The sequence below is a fragment of the Bradyrhizobium erythrophlei genome, assembly GCF_900129505.1.
Lineage (GTDB): Bacteria > Pseudomonadota > Alphaproteobacteria > Rhizobiales > Xanthobacteraceae > Bradyrhizobium > Bradyrhizobium erythrophlei_D.
Genome location: NZ_LT670818.1, coordinates 6,349,636 through 6,370,144, shown reverse-complemented (window position 1 = coordinate 6,370,144; position 20,509 = coordinate 6,349,636). Strand labels below are relative to the sequence as shown.

The 20,509-nt window shown below is 63.5% G+C and carries 18 protein-coding genes and 1 pseudogene; 14 read left to right on the top strand and 5 right to left on the bottom strand.

Annotated features, from left to right (window positions below; translation table 11 throughout):
* Window positions 1-96: 96 nt before the first annotated feature.
* Both B5525_RS29545 and B5525_RS29540 read right to left on the bottom strand, forming a co-directional pair.
* Complete coding sequence (locus B5525_RS29545; protein ID WP_079569157.1) at window positions 97-1,425, bottom strand: dicarboxylate/amino acid:cation symporter; 1,329 nt, start codon at window positions 1,423-1,425, stop codon at window positions 97-99.
* 123 nt (window positions 1,426-1,548) lie between these two features.
* Window positions 1,549-2,745 (bottom strand): pyridoxal phosphate-dependent aminotransferase, encoded by a 1,197-nt coding sequence (locus tag B5525_RS29540; RefSeq protein ID WP_079569156.1) that lies wholly within the window; start codon window positions 2,743-2,745, stop codon window positions 1,549-1,551.
* Between the two features lie 102 nt (window positions 2,746-2,847).
* On the opposite strand from B5525_RS29540, the gene B5525_RS29535 reads away from it, so the two are divergent.
* The 11 genes from B5525_RS29535 to B5525_RS29485 all read left to right on the top strand — a co-directional run bounded on the left by B5525_RS29535 (window position 2,848) and on the right by B5525_RS29485 (window position 14,120).
* Window positions 2,848-4,254, top strand: coding sequence for a M48 family metalloprotease (locus B5525_RS29535; RefSeq protein WP_079569155.1), 1,407 nt, complete (start codon window positions 2,848-2,850; stop codon window positions 4,252-4,254).
* 58 nt (window positions 4,255-4,312) lie between these two features.
* Window positions 4,313-5,080 carry a DsbA family protein gene (locus tag B5525_RS29530; RefSeq protein WP_079569154.1) on the top strand — a complete coding sequence of 256 codons (768 nt, stop codon included), beginning with the start codon at window positions 4,313-4,315 and terminating at the stop codon, window positions 5,078-5,080.
* A gap of 197 nt (window positions 5,081-5,277) precedes the next feature.
* On the top strand, window positions 5,278-6,009 hold the full coding sequence (locus B5525_RS29525) for a DUF1236 domain-containing protein (RefSeq protein ID WP_079569153.1): 732 nt from the start codon (window positions 5,278-5,280) through the stop codon (window positions 6,007-6,009).
* A gap of 277 nt (window positions 6,010-6,286) precedes the next feature.
* Window positions 6,287-6,769, top strand: a complete 483-nt coding sequence (gene aroQ / locus B5525_RS29520) for a type II 3-dehydroquinate dehydratase (protein WP_079569152.1) — start codon at window positions 6,287-6,289, stop codon at window positions 6,767-6,769.
* Between the two features lie 45 nt (window positions 6,770-6,814).
* Window positions 6,815-7,312, top strand: coding sequence for an acetyl-CoA carboxylase biotin carboxyl carrier protein (gene accB, locus B5525_RS29515; protein ID WP_079569151.1), 498 nt, complete (start codon window positions 6,815-6,817; stop codon window positions 7,310-7,312).
* Window positions 7,313-7,391: 79 nt separating this feature from the next.
* Window positions 7,392-8,747, top strand: a complete 1,356-nt coding sequence (gene accC / locus B5525_RS29510) for an acetyl-CoA carboxylase biotin carboxylase subunit (RefSeq protein ID WP_079569150.1) — start codon at window positions 7,392-7,394, stop codon at window positions 8,745-8,747.
* Window positions 8,748-8,868: 121 nt separating this feature from the next.
* Window positions 8,869-10,395: a sensor histidine kinase gene (locus B5525_RS29505; protein ID WP_079569149.1), complete on the top strand. Its 1,527-nt coding sequence runs from the start codon at window positions 8,869-8,871 to the stop codon at window positions 10,393-10,395.
* Complete coding sequence (locus B5525_RS29500) at window positions 10,392-10,832, top strand: response regulator (RefSeq protein WP_079569148.1); 441 nt, start codon at window positions 10,392-10,394, stop codon at window positions 10,830-10,832. The genes B5525_RS29505 and B5525_RS29500 overlap by 4 nt, the downstream gene beginning before the upstream one ends.
* The gene (locus tag B5525_RS29495; RefSeq protein WP_079569147.1) at window positions 10,829-11,920 is read left to right on the top strand and encodes a sensor histidine kinase; all 1,092 of its coding nucleotides are present in this window, start codon (window positions 10,829-10,831) and stop codon (window positions 11,918-11,920) included. Before B5525_RS29500 ends, B5525_RS29495 begins: the two co-directional genes overlap by 4 nt.
* Before the next feature lie 34 nt (window positions 11,921-11,954).
* Window positions 11,955-12,632 (top strand): leucyl/phenylalanyl-tRNA--protein transferase, encoded by a 678-nt coding sequence (gene aat / locus B5525_RS29490; protein WP_079569146.1) that lies wholly within the window; start codon window positions 11,955-11,957, stop codon window positions 12,630-12,632.
* A gap of 418 nt (window positions 12,633-13,050) precedes the next feature.
* Window positions 13,051-14,120 (top strand): IS630 family transposase gene (locus B5525_RS29485; protein ID WP_154073507.1). Its coding sequence is split into 2 segments (ribosomal slippage): window positions 13,051-13,537 and window positions 13,537-14,120, totalling 1,071 coding nucleotides; the frame shifts between segments, so codons are not numbered across the junction.
* Window positions 14,121-14,477: 357 nt separating this feature from the next.
* Here B5525_RS29485 and B5525_RS29480 read toward each other — a convergent pair.
* Entirely contained in the window at window positions 14,478-15,464 is a 987-nt protein-coding gene (locus B5525_RS29480) for a DUF2155 domain-containing protein (RefSeq protein WP_079569145.1), read from the bottom strand.
* 232 nt (window positions 15,465-15,696) lie between these two features.
* Here B5525_RS29480 and B5525_RS29475 point away from each other — a divergent pair, with 232 nt between their 5' ends.
* From B5525_RS29475 to B5525_RS29465, 3 genes are all read left to right on the top strand, one after another.
* Window positions 15,697-16,476: an SDR family NAD(P)-dependent oxidoreductase gene (locus tag B5525_RS29475; protein ID WP_079569144.1), complete on the top strand. Its 780-nt coding sequence runs from the start codon at window positions 15,697-15,699 to the stop codon at window positions 16,474-16,476.
* Window positions 16,477-16,627: 151 nt separating this feature from the next.
* Window positions 16,628-17,575: an alpha/beta hydrolase gene (locus B5525_RS29470; RefSeq protein ID WP_079569143.1), complete on the top strand. Its 948-nt coding sequence runs from the start codon at window positions 16,628-16,630 to the stop codon at window positions 17,573-17,575.
* Between the two features lie 171 nt (window positions 17,576-17,746).
* Window positions 17,747-19,642, top strand: a complete 1,896-nt coding sequence (locus B5525_RS29465; RefSeq protein ID WP_079569142.1) for an alkaline phosphatase family protein — start codon at window positions 17,747-17,749, stop codon at window positions 19,640-19,642.
* A 59-nt stretch (window positions 19,643-19,701) separates the two neighbouring features.
* Here the strand turns inward: B5525_RS29465 and B5525_RS45535 are convergent, their stop codons facing one another.
* Window positions 19,702-20,286, bottom strand: coding sequence for an alpha/beta fold hydrolase (locus tag B5525_RS45535; protein ID WP_172899998.1), 585 nt, complete (start codon window positions 20,284-20,286; stop codon window positions 19,702-19,704).
* Between the two features lie 10 nt (window positions 20,287-20,296).
* Window positions 20,297-20,401, bottom strand: a pseudogene (locus B5525_RS47975) (alpha/beta hydrolase); the annotation flags it as partial.
* Between the last annotated feature and the right edge of the window lie 108 nt (window positions 20,402-20,509).

Here is a 20,509-nt window from a genome sequence, read left to right as displayed (position 1 = left end):
CGACGACGATGCGATGGCTAATTCTCTAGTTTCAACAAGGTTCGGACCTTCACTGCGGCGTGACGGATTTCACCGAGTTATCGATTCCACCCGAAGCTAGTCCGTCGTAACAGCGGTCTCCATGTCGGACGGATCGATCTGCCTGTCGAGACGGGCGCGCAGCTTTTCGCGATCGAGTTCACCTTCCCACGCCGAGACCACGACGCAAGCAACGCCGTTGCCGCAAAGGTTCGTGAGAGCACGACATTCGCTCATGAACTTGTCGATGCCCAGAACGATAGCCATGCCGGGCACGAGGCGCGGGTCGACGACGGCGAGCGTCGCCGCGAGCGTGATAAAGCCGGCGCCGGTGACGCCGGATGCTCCCTTCGAGGTCAGCATCGCGACCACCAGGATCGTGATCTGCTGACCAAGCGTGAGATCAAAACCGAGCGCTTGTGCGATAAACAGGGTAGCGAGCGTCATGTAGATATTCGTGCCGTCGAGATTGAACGAATATCCGGTCGGCACCACCAGACCCACGACCGACTTGGAACAACCGAGCCGTTCCAGCTTCTCCATCAATGACGGAAGCGCGCTTTCCGACGACGAGGTACCGAGTACGATCAGCAATTCGTCCTTGATGTAGGCAAGGAACTTGAAGATCGAAAAGCCGACCATGCGCGCGATGATGCCCAGTACCACAAACACGAAAAGCCCGGCCGCGAGATAGAACGTCGCGATAAGACCGATCAAATTCAGGATGGCGCCGGTGCCGAACTTGCCGATCGTGTAGGCCATGGCCCCGAAAGCGCCGATCGGCGCAGCCTTCATGATGATAGAGATGACGCCGAAAACCCCGTGCGCCGTCTCATCGACAAATATGCGCAGGTTTTTGCCGCGTTCGCCAAGACTCATCACGGCAAAGCCGAAAAGAATTGAAAACAACAGAACCTGCAGGATCTCGCCCGCAGCGAAGGCGCCGACGACGGTATCGGGAATGATGTGCAGGAAGAAATCGACGCTCTTCTGGGCCTCGGCCTGCTTGGCAAAACCGGCTACCGCCTGCGCATTGGCCATCGAGCCACCGAAGCCCGCGCCCGGACGCGCCAGATTTCCAACCAAGAGCCCGATGACAAGCGCGAAGGTTGAGACGACCTCGAAATAGACCAGCGCCTTGACGCCGATGCGACCGACTTTCTTGGCATCTTGGATATGCGCTATGCCTGATACCACGGTACAGAAGATGATCGGCGCGATCACCATCTTGATCAGCTTGATGAAGCCGTCGCCGAGCGCCTTGATCCAGTCATCGGTCGCCAGGCCGGGCCATAGCCAGCCGACCAGGGCGCCGAGCACGATCCCGATCAGCACCTGAACATAAAGCACCCGGTACCAGGGTTTTGCCGCGGGCGCTGATACCGCGGTTGCGATTGTTGCCGACATGACGTTACTCCCCTGCAAGCTTTTGGATCGGCCCCGCTTTGGCGCAAATGGCCGTTACTCGCCCACAGCTGAGATCAATTGGTTCGGCGGAGTCAATGACGAGCGTCAAGATCGCAGCCGATTTTAACCGCGGCGACCGAGCCACCGCGCGATCCGCGCGACCGCCTCCCGCATGTCCTCGGCCGAACGCGCGTAGGAAAAGCGGATGAACTGATGGCCATGAATGGGATCGAAGTCGATGCCAGGGGTTGCCGCGACATGGGCCTGTTCCAGCATCTGCTTGGCGAATTCGAAACTGTCGGAGGTGAACGCCGAGACATCGGCGTAAAGGTAGAACGCGCCGTCGGCCGGCAGGAATTTGGTGAGGCCGGCGTGCGGCAGGCCATCGATCAGGATGCGGCGGTTCTCCTGGTAGCCGTGCTTCACGGCCTCCATCTCTCCAATTCCCTCGAACGCCGCTTCCGCGGCGATCTGCGACAGCGTCGGCACCGAAATCGCGAGATTCTGCTGCAGCCGCTCAATCGGGCGGACCAATGGCTCCGGCACCACCATCCAGCCGACCCGCCAGCCGGTCATGCAAAAATATTTCGAGAACGAGTTGATCACCAGCGCATGCGGCGAGAGTTCGGCCGCCGTCACCGCGGCAAACGCATAGTCGAGACCGTGGTAGATTTCATCGGATATGAAGCGGATGCCCGCGCTTTCCGCCGCGTTGATCAGGCCGCTCAACGCTTCCCGGGACATCATCGTGCCCGTGGGATTGGCCGGACTTCCGACCAACACGCCCTTCAGCGGCGTCTTGCGGTGCGCCGCGAGCAAGGCTTCGCCGGTCAGCGCATGGCGATTTTCGCTCGATGTCTGGATCAACACCGGTTCGCAGCCGAGCGCGGTGAGAATGTGACGGTACGGCGGATAGCCGGGCACGGTGACCGCAACCCGGTCGCCCGGCTCGAACATGGCCAGAAAGGCCAGGATGAACGCGCCCGAGGATCCAGTGGCGACAATGATTCGCGACGAATCCACCGCGCAGCCGTAGGTCTCGCGGTAATGCCGGGCGATGCGCTCGCGCAGCGAGGCAATACCGAGCGCGGAGGTATAATCGATCCGCGCGCTATCCAGTGCGGCATGGGCGGCTGCAATCGCCGCCTTCGGTGCCGGAGCCCAGGGCTGGCCGACCTCCATATGAATGACATGGCCGCCGGCGGCCTCGATACGGACTGCGGCCGCCATCACGTCCATCACCATGAACGGCGGGACATCGCTGCGCCCGGACGCCGTCACCAGGTTCCTTGCGCGGTCTCCCAGTGTCGCTTCAAGCATCGATATCTGCTAATGAGCCCCGTGCCCCAGACTAGCCGTATTCCACGGTTTGGTAGGGCATAACCCGTATCCGGGCCGCCGCCAATCGTTTTAAAGATCGTCATGTTGCTCAGCCTCGCGCCACGCCAAAAAAGCTCCAAGTTGACCGCGATCGTGACCGCGGCGGCGCTGGCTTTCGCGCCGATGTCCGCGGCGCTGGCGCAGCAGGAAAAAGCCCCGCCGGTGCTCCGCGACACCGAGGCCGAGCAGTTGCTGCGCGACTACACCCGCCCGATCCTGCGCGTCGCGGGTCTGGAAAAACAGAACATCCAGGCGGTGATCATCAACGACGGTGCGTTCAACGCTTTCGTCGCCGACGGGCGCCGTATCTTCGTGAATTACGGCGCCATCATGCAGTCCGAGACCCCCAACCAGCTGATCGGGGTGCTGGCGCATGAAACCGGGCATTTGGCCGGCGGCCATCTCGCCAAGATGCGCGAGCAGATGGCGCAGGCCCAGACCCAGATGATCATCGCCATGCTGCTCGGCGCCGGTGCGATGGTGGCGGGCGCGAGAAGCGGCAGCAGCAACGGCATGGCCAATGCCGGGGCCGCTGCGATCGCCGGGCCGCAATCAATGATCCAGCGCAATCTGATCTCCTATGTGCGCGCGCAGGAGGAAAACGCCGACCGCGCCGGGGTGAAGTTTCTGACCGCGACCGGGCAGTCCCCCAAGGGCATGTACGAAACCTTCAAGCGCTTTGCCAATGACAGCCTGTTCGCCGCCCACGGCGCCGACCCCTATTTGCAGTCGCACCCGATGCCTGCCGACCGCGTCGCGGGCCTCGAGGAACTGGCGCGCTCGAGTCCCTATTGGGACAAGAAGGACGATCCTGCCCAGCAAATGCGCCATGACATGGTGCGGGCCAAGATCTCGGCCTTCATGGAACGCCAGGACACCGTCTATCGGCGCTATCCGATGTCGAACGACAGCCTGCCCGCGCGCTACGCGCACGCGATCTCGACCTATTTGCACGGCGACCTGCGCACCGCGCTTGCCCAGATCGACGGGCTGATCCAGCTGCAGCCGAACAATCCCTATTTCTATGAATTGCGCGGCCAGGCGCTCCTGGAAGGCGGCAAGCCCGGCGAGGCCGTCGCTCCCCTGCGCAAGGCGGTCGCGCTCTCGAACCACTCACCGCTCATCGAGATGTTACTTGGGCAGGCGCTCGTGGCCACCGATAATAAAGCCTATACTGACGAAGCGATCGGGATTCTGCGTGCGGCGGTGGCACGGGAGACCGAGGCGCCGCTGGGGTATATGCAGCTCGCCATGGCCTATGGCCGAAAGGGAGATTACGCAGAGGCTGACCTCGCCTCGGCGCAGGCCGCTTTCCTTCGCGGCGACAACAAGACCGCGCGCGAACTCGCCGCGCGCGCCAAGACCCGTTTCGCCGTCGGCACACCCGGATGGGTCAAGGCCGACGACATCGTCGCAGCAAAGCCGCTGCCCGGCCAGAAGAGCAACTAGAGACACACCAGGCCGCTTTCGGTTTCGAAGCCGGCTGTCACGAAAGAGGATTTTGCCAATGCCTTCGTTCCGCTTGCTCGTTCCCGCGCTGCTCGCGCTCGCCCTCGGCGCCTTGCCGGTGGCCGCTTCCGCGCAGAGTTTTTCCGATACCCAGCGCGGCGACATCGAGACCATCGTCCGGAATTACCTGATAGCGCATCCGGAGGTACTGGAAGAGGCGATGGCCGAACTCAACAAGCGCCAGGCCGCCGCCGATGCCGAGAAGCATGAAGCCAGCGTCACCGCCAACGCCGAGACGATCTTCAACTCCCCGCGCGGCGTCGTGCTCGGCAACAAGGACGGCGATGTCACCTTCGTCGAGTTCTTCGACTACAATTGCGGCTACTGCAAACGCGCCATGGCCGACATGCTCGATCTCATGAAGACCGACCCCAAGCTCAAGGTCGTGCTGAAGGAATTCCCGGTGCTCAGCGAAGGTTCGGTCGAGGCCGCCAAGGTCGCGGTCGCCGTGCGCATGCAGGATCCCTCGGGCAAGAAATATCTCGATTTCCACCAGAAGCTGCTCGGCGGCCGTGGTCCGGCCGACAAGGCGCGCGCGATGGCGGCCGCCAAGGACGCGGGCCTCGACACGGCCAGGATCGAGAAGGACATGGCGAGCCCGGAAGTGCGCGCCACCATCGAGGAAAACTTCAAGCTCGCCGAGGCGATGGGCATGAACGGCACGCCGAGCTACGTGATCGGCAAGCAGATCGTGGTCGGCGCGGTCGGCCTCGACGGCCTGAAGGAAAAGATCGGCCTCGCCCGCTGCGGCAAGGCGACCTGCTGAGCGATTATAACTCAGCTGAGACTCTCAGATTGAAGGCCGGCTGTTTCAGCCGGCCTTTTTGTTTGCGCACATCTGCGGCGAACCCGTTCATCACGCGTTCAAGAAACAAACGTGAAGGAACCGCCAATAGTGCGGAACGGGACACAACTCACTTCGTTGTCAGCGTGGGCAATGCAAACACGTGAGGAGAAATTCAAATGAGTAATCGCTTTATGATTTCGGTCGCCGCGCTGGCACTGATCGCCGGCACCGGCTTCGCCAATGCGCAGGGAACCGGAATGAACCGCGAGGGATCGTCGGGTGGTTCCACCATGCAGCAGAGCGCGCCGTCGTCGGGGCCGTCTTCCGCCGGTTCTTCCGCGGGCCAGATGAGCCACGAATCCACGGAATCGAAATCCCCTGACGCGACCAGGTCTGCGTCGGGCATGAAGGCCACCCAGTCCGAGCAGAAATCGCCTTCTGGTACCAAGAACGATCGCGCCGAGGACATGCAGAAGTCGAAGAGCATGAGCTCGGATAACGATCGCGCCAAGGACATGAAGGCCGAAGGCCGTGAGGACCGCGGCGGCAACATGAAGGCCGAGGGCCGCGAAGACCGCAACAGCAGGATGAATGCGGAAACGAAGGGCAGCGAAACCAGGTCGCAGACCACCACCGGTCAGGCCGGCGCCGGCGCGAAGCTGTCGACCGAGCAGCGCACCAAGATCACCACCGTGATCCGTGACCAGCACGTCGCGCCCGTCAACAACGTCAACTTCTCGATCTCGATCGGCGGCCGCGTGCCACGCGACGTATCGTTCCACCCGCTTCCGGCCGAAGTCGTGACGGTTTATCCGGAGTGGCGCGGTTACGAATTCTTCCTGGTCCGCGATCAGATCATCGTGGTGAACCCCCGCACGCTCGAGATCGTGGCCGTGCTGGAAGCCTAAATCCAGCCGCTGCGACAAGTTCGGGGCGGGCAACAATGCCTGCCCCGTTCCTTTTCGTTTCGCGCAGCGGTTCGGGAAATCGGCGGCGACCACGAGCCTGGGGCAGGCCCGGCCTGCTTTTAACCTTGGTTAACCAGCGATTTCCGCAGGTTCTGCACAGGTTTTTATGAATTGGATGAGGCATTTGAGGGTGGCCCAGGACGCCCTAAAGGCTTCCCCTTGGACCGGTTGTTACCTATAACCCCGGCCACCCACAGCCCACATTGCCGGGATTTGAATGGCCAAAAGCCTTGCCGACAAGAGCCCTGCCGAGACGATCTACGTGCTTAACGGCCCGAACCTCAATCTGCTGGGGACCCGTGAGCCCGAGACCTACGGCCATGCGACGCTCGCCGATGTCGAGAAGCTGTGCGCCGACACCTCGGCGCAGTTCGGGCTGAAGGCGGATTGCCGGCAGTCCAACCGCGAGGGCGAACTGATCGATTTCATCCACGAGGCCCATGCCAAGAGGGCCGCCGGGATCGTCATCAATGCCGGCGGCTATTCGCACACCTCGATCGCGCTGCATGACGCGCTGGTGGCGGTGAAGATTCCCACCGTCGAAGTGCACGTCAGCAACATTTACGCCCGCGAGAGTTTCCGTCACCATTCCTTCACCGCGCGCGCCGCGTTCGCGACGCTGTGCGGCTTCGGCATCGACGGCTACCGCCTCGCGATCTCTGGTCTTGCCGCCAAGATCGGCGCCAAGGCAAAAGCCTGACATCTCCGCCCCCAATCCCCGTCAAGAAAGTTCCGGATCCAGATCATGGCGCGCCAGCCTGACGACAAGACAGCCGCAAAACCAAAGAGCGACGCCAGGAGCGACGACAGCGCGCTCATCCGCGAACTCGCTTTGCTGCTGGACGAAACCAGTCTCACGGAGATCGAGATCGAGCGTGCCGGCCTGCGGGTGCGGGTCGCGCGCAACGTCAGCATCGCGGCGTCGGTGCCTGTGGGCTATCTGCCCGCCGCGGCCGGACCGGCGGCAGCGGCCGTAACGCCTGCCGCCGTGGCCGACCTCGCCAAGCACCCGGGCGTGGTGCCCTCGCCCATGGTCGGCACCGCCTATTGGGCGTCGGAGCCCGGCGCCAAGCCTTTCATCGAAGTCGGCACCAAGGTGACGGTCGGACAGACGCTGCTGATCATCGAAGCGATGAAGACGATGAACCAGATTCCGTCACCGCGCGCGGGCACCGTGACGCAGATTCTCGTCGAGGACGGCCAGCCGGTCGAATTCGGCGAGCCGCTGGTGATTATTGAGTAAGAGCGCGAATGGCGAGTAGCGAATAGCGAATAATCCTGCTCCCGCCATTCGCCATTCGCTACTCGCCACTTGGGATGCCATGTTCGACAAGATTCTCATAGCCAATCGCGGCGAGATTGCCCTGCGCGTGCTGCGCGCGTGCAAGGAGCTCGGCATCGCCACCGTCGCGGTGCATTCCACCGCCGACGCCGACGCCATGCATGTGCGCCTGGCCGACGAGAGCGTCTGCATCGGGCCGCCGCCGTCGAAGGACAGCTATCTCAACGTGCCCGCGCTATTGGCGGCCTGCGAGATCACCGGCGCGGATGCGGTGCATCCCGGCTACGGCTTTCTGTCGGAAAACGCCCGCTTCGCCGAGATCCTCGCCGAGCACAATCTGCATTTCATCGGACCCAAGGCCGCACACATCCGCCTGATGGGCGACAAGATCGAGGCCAAGAAGACCGCCAGGAAGCTCGGCATACCCGTGGTGCCGGGCTCGGACGGCGCGGTCGGCCCCGACGACGACGCCATGGCGATCGCGAAGACCATCGGCTTCCCGGTATTGGTCAAGGCGGCCTCGGGCGGCGGGGGACGCGGCATGAAGGTAGCGCAGACCGAAGAGGACCTGATGCTGGCGCTGTCGACCGCCTCCAACGAAGCCAAGTCGGCCTTCGGCGACGCCTCGGTCTATCTGGAAAAATACCTGCAGAAGCCGCGCCACATCGAGATCCAGGTGCTCGGCGACGGCCGCGGCGGCGCAATCCATCTCGGCGAGCGCGACTGCTCGCTGCAGCGGCGGCACCAGAAGGTCTGGGAAGAAGGCCCCTCGCCCGCGCTCGATGCCGCGGCGCGCCAGAAGATCGGCGCGACCTGCGCCAAGGCGATGCAGGAGATGAAATATCTCGGCGTCGGCACCGTGGAATTCCTCTACGAGGACGGCGAATTCTACTTCATCGAGATGAACACCCGCATCCAGGTCGAGCATCCCGTCACCGAGATGATCACCGACATCGACCTCGTGCTGGAGCAGATCCGCATCGCCGCCGGCGGCGACCTGCCGGTGACGCAGGAAGAGGTCGTCATCAACGGCCACTCCATCGAATGCCGCGTCAACGCCGAAAACCCCGTCAGCTTCCGGCCCTCGCCCGGCAAGATCCAGCAATACCACCCGCCTGGCGGACTCGGCGTGCGGATCGATTCGGCGGTCTATCAGGGCTATGTCATCCCGCCCTACTATGATTCGCTGGTCGGCAAGCTGATCGTCCATGGCAAGACCCGCCAGGAGTGCCTGATGCGGCTGCGCCGGGCGCTCGACGAGATGGTGGTGGAGGGTATTGAGACCACGCTGCCGCTGTTCCGGGCGCTGGTCCGCGAGCCCGCCATCATCGACGGCGACTACCATATCCACTGGCTCGAGCAGTATCTGGCCGGCCAGGCGGAGGCCAAGCCGTAATCACGGAAAAATAGCCCAGGGGGCTGGAACCCATTGCCCGGACCGGCGTTTAGGCGGTTGGGAGGGCCTTTCCCATCCGGGGGACTGCTTGAATTCCGTGAGCTCGTGACGCGAGATTGTTGTGACGGCTGACGCTGCGCGCCGGCGCGCCATTGGGCAAATCCTGCTGCTTGCAGCGGGATTTTTGGTGCTGGTCGCGATCAGCACGACCTCCGTCGTTCTGGTCAACCAGGCGCGCGAAGACAACGGCCTCGTGGTGCACACGATCGAGGTGGAAAACCAGATCAACGCCGTGCTCCTGGAAATTCGCCGGGCCGAAAGCGCCGCGCGCGGCTACCTGCTGACGCTCGGGCCGGAGTTCTTGAGCGACCACCACGCGGCGGTGGCGGGCATCATTCCCGACGTCGACAAGCTCGGGCAGTTGACCAGCGACAATCCGGTTCAGGTCGAAAATGTCGGCAAATTGCGGACGGCCGTCCAGGACCGGCTCAGCCAGTTCGCCAAAGAGTTAGAATTCGTCAAACAGGGCCAGCCCGCCGGCGCGGTGGCGCTGGTGCGCGAGGCCGCCGTGGGCGACACCTCCGGATCAATTCGCGACGTTGCGATAGCCATGCGCGCCGAAGAGGAGCGGCTGTTCGCACGGCGCACCGCCAACGCCGATAGAACGCAGACTTTGGCCTCGCTGGTGACCATCGCAGGCTCGGCGCTGGTGATCGCGCTCGCCGCCATCTCGATCTTCCTGGTGCGCCGTTCGGCGCGCGCGCGCGACGAGGCCGAGACCCTGTTGCGCGACAATAACCTCAATCTGGAGGCAACCGTCGACGAGCGCACCGCCGACCTCCGCGAGGCCAATAACGAGATCCAGCGCTTCGCCTATATCGTGAGCCACGATCTGCGCTCGCCGCTGGTCAACATCATGGGCTTCACCAGCGAGCTCGATGAATTGCGCACCGACATCTTCAGGCGGATCGCCGCGCTCGGCCATGCTGCGGGCGCAGCCCCCGTGCCGGTGCTTACGGGCGACGCCGAGCCGGCGCTCGAGGCAGAAGACAAGCAGCTCTCGCAGGATTTCTCCGAAGCTCTGGGCTTCATCAAATCCTCGATCGCCAAGATGGACCGGCTGATATCGGCGATCCTCAACCTCACCCGCGAGGGCCGGCGCGAGTTCGAGCCGGTGCGGATTGATACCCGCGAACTGATCGAAGCCATCGTCACGACGGTGGCGCATCAGGCCGCCGAGGCCGAGGCCCAGATTCGCATCGAGCCGCTGCCCGACATCGTCTCCGACCGCCTCGCGCTGGAACAGATATTCTCCAATCTGATCGACAACGCGCTAAAGTACCTCAGGCCGGGCGTGCCCGGCGACATCACGATCCGCGGCCGCACCAAGCTGGGATTTGCAATCTTCGAGATCGCGGATAATGGACGCGGCATCGACCCCAAGGACCACCAGCGCATTTTCGACCTGTTTCGTCGCGCTGGTACCCAGGACAGGCCGGGACAGGGCATCGGGCTGGCCCATGTTCGCGCCCTGGTGCGTCGCCTCGGTGGAACCATGTCGGTAGAATCGGAGCTTAACAACGGCAGCACCTTCACGATCACGCTGCCTATCCAATGGGCAGCCAGTAACCGGAATAGAGATACATGAACAAACCAGTTGTCATCATCATGATCGAGGACGACGAGGGCCACGCAAGGCTGATCGAGCGGAACATCCGCCGGTCCGGCGTCAACAACGACATCCTGCCGTTCACCAACGGCACGGCGGCCGTGAGCTATCTGTTCGGCAGCGACGGCTCTGGGATCGATCACAAGGGCAAGGCGCTTCTGATCCTGCTCGACCTCAATCTGCCCGATATGACCGGCATCGACATCTTGCGGCGGGTCAAGGAGAATAAATATCTGAAGTGCGCCCCCGTCGTGGTGCTCACCACCACAGACGATTCCCAGGAAATCAAGCGCTGCTATGAACTCGGCTGCAACGTCTACATCACCAAGCCGGTGAACTACGAGAGTTTTGCCAACGCCATTCGCCAGCTCGGCCTGTTCTTCTCCGTCATCCAGGTTCCGTCAGCCGCCACATGACAACTCCGATCCCAACTCTGCTGTATATCGACGACGATGCGGGGCTCGCCCGGCTGGTCGACCGCGGCCTGATGCGGCTCGGCTTCAAGGTGGTGCATGCCCGGGACGGCGCGGAGGGCCTGGAGCGCCTGCAGCAGGGCGGCATCGACGTCGTCGCGCTCGATCAATTCATGCCCGGCCTCGACGGGCTGGAAACGCTGGAGCGGATCATGGCGATCCCCAATGCGCCGCCGGTGGTGTTCGTCACGGCCGCGCAGGATTCCTCGATCGCTGTCACCGCGCTGAAGGCCGGCGCCGCCGATTATCTGGTCAAGGACGCGCAGGGCGACTTCATCCCGCTGCTGCAGGTCGCGGTCGAGGGCGCGCTGCGCCAGGCGCAGATTCAAAGAGCGCGGGACGAGGCGGAGGCCGAGGTCCACGCTTCGCGCGACCGCTATGCCGCGCTCGCTGCCGAGCGCGAGGTGCTGCTGCGCGAGGTCAACCACCGCGTCGGCAACTCGCTCCAGATCATCGCCTCGCTGCTGCATCTGCAGGCCAATTCGACCACCCAGGAGGACGTCAAGGCGGCGCTCACCAACGCCATGGGGCGGGTCGCCGCGGTGGCGCAGGTTCACCGCCGGCTCTATACCTCCCACGACCTTAAGAACGTGCTGCTCAACCAGTATCTCGATGCCCTGCTCGAGGATCTTCGGCGCTCCGCCGAGGGCAACCGGATGTCGCGGCTGACCTTGAAGGCCGAGCCGGTCGAGATCGATCCGGACCGGGCGGTCGCGATCGGCATCATCGTCAATGAGCTCGTAATGAACGCCGTCAAATACGCCTATCCCGACGGCGCGGGGCCTATTCACGTCGACCTCACCGCGCAGGGCGACGATATCGTGATGTCGATTGCCGACGAGGGCGTCGGCCTCAACGTCAAGATCGATCCGCGTTCGACAGGGATGGGCCAGCGCATCGTCAGCGCCATGGCCTCCAAGCTGGAGGCCAGCGTCGAACGCGATCCGGACCATGCCGGCACCCGGATCGTGCTGCGGTTCCGCCGGATCAGCAAGCCAGCGCCGCAACCCGGCTGCAGCTCGGCGAGCTAGCCGGAGCGGCCCTCCCCCTGCTATTCTGCCGGCCATGACGTCACGCGACTCCGCCGCCTCCGAGATCACGCCCGAAGTCCTGCTGCGCGCTTACGCCTGCGGCATCTTCCCGATGGCCGAGAGCGCCGACGATCCGACCCTGTTCTGGGTCGAGCCGGAATTGCGCGGCGTGATACCGCTCGACAGTTTTCGCGTCTCCTCGCGGCTGAAGCGCACCGTGCGTTCCGATGCCTTCACCGTCACCATCAACAAGGCGTTCAAGGCGGTGATCTCCGGCTGCGCCGCGCCGCAAACGGGCCGCGACGACACCTGGATCAACAAGCGCATCCGGGATCTCTATGTCGGTCTGCACGAACTCGGCCACGCCCACAGCGTCGAGGTCTGGCAGGACGACGATCTTGCCGGCGGACTCTACGGCGTCAGCCTCGGCCGCGCCTTCTTCGGCGAGAGCATGTTTCATCGCGTCCGCGACGCCTCGAAAGTGGCGCTGGTCCATCTGGTGGCGCGGCTGATCGCCGGCGGTTTCGAACTCCTGGACACGCAATATGTCACCGAGCATCTGCGCAGCTTTGGCGCGATCGAGATCCCGCGCCGCCGCTACACCGCCCTGCTCGACCGCGCGATCATGGGCGAAGCGGATTTTTGCAGATTGCCGTTCGATCCGCCCATCAGCGGCGAACGGGCCCTGGGGATTGTTGCCACGCGCGAGTGAACAGCATCGTACTGCGGACGCGGTGCAGCGCATCTTGGTCAGGAGCGATCATAAAAGCCACTTTCGCTTTTTACTCGCGTCGGCGGCGGCGGAGTGTCAGTCTCAACGCATCCAATAAACTCTACCGTGTTTCCGGCGCTCCAAAAATGACAACGACCGGCCAAGTTATTCTTGCCATCCTCGCCTTGCTGGTAATCGTTTTGGGCAGCAGCCAGCTTGCCGGACCTCTTCTTGGGAAATACAGAATTACGGGCGATTCGATAGAGTACACACTGTTCGGATGTTTCCGCGTCTGGAAATCCTCGTTCGACGATATCTCGGATATAATACCAGCCTTCGGAAGGTCTGACTCTTTTTTGAAAAGCTGGCGCCGGCGTGATTCATTTATGACCGACTGGATTGATTCGGGAGGTCGGCGATGGGCGCGGCGGTCGGTCTACGGGAGGATTTCGAGGCGGATGAGCTGCGTCGGCTCGCGGCGAAGGTGAAGGATGCCGCGCAGGCGCGACGGCTGCTGGCGCTGGCGGCGATTCGCGACGGGATGAACCGCACCGAGGCGGCCCGGATCGGCGGCATGGACCGGCAGACGCTGCGGGACTGGCCGCACCGCTTCAACCAGTACGGGCCTGACGGTCTGATCGACATCAAGCCGACCGGGCGGCCGTCGAAGCTCTCCGACGAGCAGAAAGATGCATTGAAGCAGCTCGTCGAGACCGGCCCCGACCCGGAGAAGGATGGGGTCGTACGCTGGCGCTGCGTCGACCTGAAGCGTGTTCTCGGACAGCGTTTCGGTGTCGATCTGTCGGAGGTGAGCCTGGGGCGCGCGCTCAAGAAGCTCGGCTTCTCGCACATCAGCGCCCGGCCGCGCCATCCCGTGCAGGATCCGGAGACGATCGCGGCATTTAAAAAAACTTTCCTACGCAGGTCGCGGCGATCGTGACCAAACTCGCCCCGGAAACGCCGATTGAGGTCTGGTTCCAGGACGAGATGCGGGTCGGCCAGAAGAACAGCCTCGTCTACCAATGGGCCAAGAAGGGATCACGGCCGCGGCAGCCCAAGGATCAGCGCTACGAGAACGCCTATGTGTTCGGCGCCGTCTGTGCGAGCCGCGACACCGGCGTCGCCCTCATCATGCCGCAAGCCGACACCGAGGCCATGCAGGCGCATCTCGACGCCATCGGCAAGGCCGTCGCGCCCGGCGCGCATGCGCTGCTGATCCTCGACAAGGCCGGATGGCACACGACGCGCAAACTAAAGCCACCTGCCAATGTCACCCTCGTGCCGCTGCCACCCGCCTGTCCGGAGCTCAACGCAGCCGAGAACATCTGGCAGTATCTGCGACAGACCTATCTCGCCAACCGCGTGTTCGCGTCCTACACCGATATCCTCGACGCCTGCCAAGACGCCTGGCGAAAACTTCTCGCCGAAACCGGGCGCATCACCTCGATCGCGGCCCGCGACTGGGCCATCATCGGTCAGCCCTTCTGAAGGCTGGTATAAGTATTATTTCCTTCGCCAGACTATGGATCGTGCCATCTCTCCATTTAATGAATCGACCGTTTGCTCAATATGTCTTGGTAAGAAAACGAGGCGGCATATTTAGAGCTGTTGTCATAACTCCAGATAACCCCGAGGGGTTCGTCAGAATTGTGCAGCAAAGGATTCGGAACGTTGCGTGATGCCTCAGGCGGCCTTCTTCCGGAAACGTCCGGGATCGGTTGAAAGGATAGCAGGCATCCAAGACAGTCTTGCAAGCCGCCGGGTTGATCTTCCTCAAACGCAGGCTGCGGCAAATCCGGCGCACTGGCTATCCCGCGCCGAAGCGGGGTGCTCTGGCGGCTTCGGCTACCTGAAAATCCCGAACAGGCCGCCGGGCTGCTGCGGCGGGGGTTGCGGCGGCGGGGGCGGCTGCTGCTGGGTCTGTTGCTGCGGCAACGGCGCCGGCGGACGCGGGGCCTGCTTCGGTGCGGCGCGCTTCTGCGCGGGCGGCGGCGGCGCCGATGCCGGCTTCGGCGGCTCGGTCGGCGCCGCAGTGACGATGGTGGTGTCGGGGATTTTGCAGTCGGTCAGCCAGATGTCATAGATCGGATGCTCGACGCCGTGCAGGCCGGGACTCGCCGCGAACATCCAGCCCGAAAAAATCCGCTTCACCTCGCCCTGCAGCGTGATCTCGTCGACCTCGACGAACGCGTCGGTGTTGGCGGCCTCGGTGGCGGGGCGCGTGTAGCAGGCGTCCGTCTTCACCCGCAACGCGCCGAACTGGACGGTCTCGCCGATATCCTCGTCGAAATTGATGATGCGGCCGGTAATCTTGTCCAGCCCCGAAAAGCTCGCCTTCTTGTTGACGATCTTCTGCGCCGGCGGCTCGGTGACGACCTCGTCGCCCGGCTGCAGGGTGGCCGGCGCCTGCGGCACGCTCTTGGGCTGCTTCTGGCCCGGCAACGGATTGGCGCCGGGAGGGGCGACGGCGACGCCCTGGTTGGGCTGCGGCGGCGCCACGGCGATGCCCGGCGGGACGTTCTGGGGAACGACTGACGTGCCGGGGGGCGGCGCCAGCGGTTGCGACTGCACCGATCCGGGCGGCGGCACGTTCTGCCCCGGCAGCGGCCGGTTGGGCGCGGGCAGCACCCTTCCCTGCGGCAATTCCGGCACTTCCTCTTCGTCGTCGGGCGCCTGCTGCTGCTGCTGGTTGCCGCGGGGAACATTCCCGGGCGGACGCGGCGCCGGATCCGAAAAGATATTGCCAATCTGCGCGCGCGCCGGTGGCGCAAGCGAGATCGAGGTGGCGGCCAGAAGGACCGCAAAACCGGCTAGCGTAATGGTTCGAAACATCTCGCGGCTTTAGCAGGCGAATCGGGCTCGCGACAGAGTACAGGCTTATGCGCCGCTCCCAGGCCACCCGGTTAACACGGCGAATACGGCGGGGAAAGGGCGGGTTTTGGCCTCCCCGAACCACTGGTCAGGCCTCGCCGGGGATGAAATAGTCGGCGCCGATCAAGGTTTGCGCGCCCCCCGCCGAATCCCAAAAAATCCGGACCAAACCGGACGAGCCAAGAGGAAACCCATGCCCGATCGAATTCGTCTGGATGGCAAGGTCGCCGTCGTCACCGGCGCGGCCGGCGTCATCGGAACCGCGACCATTCGGCTCTTGGCCGAACGCGGCGCGCGCATCGTTGCCGTCGACCGCAGGGAAGCCGACCTCCAAGCCGCGATCAGGGATTTGCCGGCCTCGGCGCAGGCGCTGCCGATTGCGGCCGACGTCACCAGCGAGGACGAGGTCGCCGACTATGTCCGCGCGGCTACGGACAAATTCGGCGCCATCGACGTGTTCTACAACAATGCCGGCGTCGAGGGCGACATCAGGCCGATCACACAATATCCGCTCGAAGCGTTTCGCAAGGTGATCGACGTCAACGTGGTCGGCGTGTTCCTGGGGCTGAAGCACGTGCTGCCGGTGATGCTGAAGCAGAACAAGGGCTCCATCATCAACACCGCATCGATCGCGGGACTGATCGGCTCGCCCGATATCGCGGTCTACAGCGCCAGCAAGCATGCCGTGATCGGGCTCACCAAGAGTGCTGCGCTGGAATGCGCCGGCACGGACGTGCGGGTGAACTGCGTCTGCCCCGGCCTGATCGACAGCCGGATGCTGAGTTCGATCATCCAGGGCCGCAATCCCGGCAACGCGCCGGTCCCGAACGACAGGATCGTGGAGCGGATCCCGGCGCGCCGGCTCGGACAGCCCTCCGAGGTCGCCTCTATCGTGGCGTTCCTCGCCTCCGACGATTCCAGCTATGTCTCGGGCTCCGCCTACACCGTCGATGGCGCGAGGACCGCTGGCTAAAGGAATGTCATTCCGGGGCGACGCGAAAGCGTCGAACCCGGAATCCAGAGCTTATCAGCGCGAGATTCTCCGATGTGCAATTGCACATCGAAGTCCGCGCCAATGCGCGCCCCGAATGACAAGAATGTATCAACAAACAGGTCTTCCCATCATGCCCGTGACCCTCGATCCCGATGCCGCCGCCGTGTTCAAGGCATTTCAGGAAGCCGGCCGCCCGCCTTACGAAACGCTGACGCCGCAGGAAGCCCGCGAGTTCTATCTGGCCGGCCGGCCCGTCACCAATCCCGAGCCGCCCGAACTGAAATCGGTCGAACCGCTTTCGATCCCCGCGCCGCACGGATCCATCCCGGCGCGGGTCTACACCCCGCAAGCGCCGCGGTTATCGGGCGGCCTCGCGCCGTGCCTGGTGTTCTTTCACGGCGGCGGCTGGGTGATCGGCGATCTCGATTCCCACGACGTGGTGTGCCGCAAACTCGCCGACGAAGGCGAGCTCATTGTCATTTCCGTCGACTATCGCCTGGCGCCCGAGCACAAATTCCCTGCCGCCGTCGACGACGCCATCGCCGCGACCAAGTGGATCGCCGAAAATGCGAATGAGCTCGGCATCGATGCCGGGCGTCTTACGGTCGGCGGCGACAGCGCCGGCGGCAATCTCGCCGCCGTGGTGGCGATCGCCGCGCGCGACGGCAACGGGCCAGCGATCTCCGGCCAGGTGCTGATCTATCCGGCGATCGATTTTGCCATGACGCATCCCTCGCACAGCGAGCCGGAGACGAGCATCCTGCTCACGCATACCGTCATAAAGTGGTTCCGCGACCATTATCTCAACGGCACCGCCGACGTGCAGGACTGGCGCGCCTCGCCCGCGCGCGCCGCGACGCCGATCGGCCTGCCGCCGGCCTGTGTGCTGACCGCGGGCGCCGATCCCCTGCGCGACGAATGCGACGAATACGCCGATCGGCTGAAGGAAGCCGGCGTCGCCGTGACGTACCGGCATTTTCCCGGCCAGTTCCACGGCTTCTTCACCATGGGCAAGCTGCTGCAGCAGGCCAATGTCGCGGCGTGTGAAATCGGCCTCTGGCTCAAGGCGCTGAAATGACGATCTGAAACCGCGCCAATTTCGCCAGGCGAACATACAGTCTGATGCTCGGCGGCGGCCTCACGCTGCGAATGTTTCCGGATATGTCACGCAATCGGTAAATGCCCGTCATCGTCGCCGCATAAGAACGCTCCTGTTGTCGTCACTTCCAAAATCCAACAGGAGAAAGCCATGTTGAAAACAGCGCTTGCGCGCAGGTTTGGGCTGCTCGGCGTTTCGCTTGCGACCCTTGCACTTTCGCCAGGTGTTCGCGCAGAGGACGCGAATAATCAGATCAAGACCGCCTCGCCGATCAAGCATGTCATCATCATCGTCGGCGAAAATCGCAGCTTTGACCACCTCTTCGCCACCTACGTGCCGAAGTCGCGCGAAGAACGGGTGTTGAACCTTTTGTCCGAGCACATCGTCAAGGCGGACGGCACGCCTGACGAAAAATTCGACCGGGCGCACCAGTTTCAGGTGACGTCGGCGCCGAATGGCGCAAGTTTTTTCATCAGCGCCGGATCCGCTAATAAGTCGTTGTATTCCAAGCTACCCGCGCCCGACCTCGGCGGCGTTCAAGCCCCGACAGGTTTGCCTATTCTCAGCATCCCGGGCGGCGATCCGGGCCTGCCCGCGGCCGACCAGTTCCTGTTCGGCACCGGTGGCACAGGCTTGCCAGTCAGCGTAGGTCCGGACACCCGCATCACCAACGTCAACAACCTGCCGCCCGGGCCATTCCAGCTGACCGGCCCGACCATGCCCTATGACGCCTATACCGCCGACACCATCCATCAGTTCTTCCAGATGTACCAGCAGATGGATTGCGCGATCGACAAGGAGCACGTCTCCAGGGGCAATCCGACCGGCTGCCTGCACGACCTGCAATCCTTCGTCACCACGACCTATTCGACCGCGCCCGGTGGCACGCCACACGATACCGGCCAGACCATGGCGTTCTTCAACATGCAGAAGAACGACGTGCCCTATCTGAAATTCCTCGCCGACGAATACACCATGAGCGACAATTATCATCAGCCGGTGATGGGCGGGACCGGGCCGGACAGCGTGCCGCTGGGCTTCGCCGATCAGGTGTTCTTCAGCGACGGCAATGGCCACGCCGTGACGCCGCCGGCCAGCAGCATCTACAACCCCGATCCGCTGCCCAACACACTCAATCAGTACACGGTGCGCAAGCAGTGGTTCAATTGCTCGGACCAGACCCAGCACGGCATCAAGCCGATCCTGGATTACCTCGGCAAGCTGCCCTACCCCGTGCAGACCAAATGCGATCCCGGCGCGTATTACAACGCGGTGAACGTCAACCCGGCCTGGACGCCGCAAGGCACGCCGAGCGGGGCTGGTTCCATTCCGCCGGTCACCATGACCAGCATCGGCGACCTCTTGAGCGCCAAGCACATTCCCTGGAAGTATTATGGCGGCGCCTACAATGTTTCCGGGACCGGCGCTCCCCTTGACGGGATCTATTGCAACATCTGCAACCCGTTCGAATATCAGGTGAACTATCCGGCGATGCGCGCCGACCATATGCGTGACGTCACCGATCTCTTCAACGATCTCAAGAACGGCACCTTGCCGGCGGTGTCCTACGCCAAGCCGGACGGCGCCATGGACGGCCATCCGGCATCGTCGAAGTTCGACCTGTTCGAGGAATTCACCAAGAACATCATCCAGCTTGCCCAGAGCAACAAGGAGCAGTGGGAAAGCACGGCGATTTTCGTCACCGTGGACGAGGGCGGCGGATTCTATGACTCCGGCTTCATCCAGCCCGTCGATTTCTTCGGCACCGGGCCGCGGATTCCGATGATCGCGGTTTCGCCGTTCTCGCGGGGCGGTCACATCACCCACGTCTATGGCGAACATTCGTCGTTCGTGAAATTCGTCGAACGGAACTGGTATCTCGGCAAGCTCAGCGAGCGCAGCCGCGATAACCTGCCCAATCCGCGCGCCGAAGACGAAAATCCCTATGTTCCCGTCAACATGCCGGCGATCGGCGACCTGTTCGACATGTTCGATTTCGACCGGGGTCATGACCACGATCGGGATGGCGGCGGCGACCGGCACTAGTCGATCGACGCGATAGGCCAGGCGAGACTGGGGGCGGCAGGTTTGCCGGCCCCAAACTATTAAGGGTCGCGTCCGATCGCGCGAACCACGGCCTGCAGCGCTTCTGGCCTTGCGATCGTGTCGGCATGCCCCATGCCCGGCACGATCGTGACCGGGATATCCACACCGAGGCGCTGCATCAATGGCGCGAGCTGGTCCGCGACCACCTGCTCATCGGCATCGCCGACCAGGATGGCGGCCGGCCGGCGAAGGTTTTTCAAATAGGCTTCGTAGGAGCGGCCGGCGCCAAAATTCATCGACAGCCGGTAGGAATAGCTGGCGGTGGTGTCGCGCAAGGGATCGCGGGACACCGCGTAGCTGATGACCGGAAATCCGTCGAACCAGTGGACTCCCGCGCGGCCGAGATACGCAATCGTGATCAGGCGCGGCAGCGCGATGTTGACCCAGCCGCCGGCGTTCGGTCGCCACGCCACTGAGCCCGGCAGGATCGGGGAAAGAAAGACGTAGCGGTCGAACAGGGCGCCATACGGGCCCCCCGCGAAGCGGATGACGAATCCGGCGCCTGCGGAGAAGCCGACCAGCGTGCGGGTCTCCGCCGCTCCGCGCCGGCCCGAGCAGGGCGACAAAGTCAGCGAGATCGTCATCGATCTGCCCGATGTAATCGATGTCGCCACGCCGGCCGGAGCCGCCATGGCCCCTGATGTCAAGCACATAAGCGCTCACGCCGGCGGCGCGCAACTTTTCCGCCAGCGCATGCATGCTGGTTCCAGGACCGGCCGAGCCGTGGACCAGGACGGCGACTTTGTCCGTCTCCGCGGGATAGGCGTAATATTGCAGGCTGGCGCCGTCGCGCGCGCGAAATTGCCG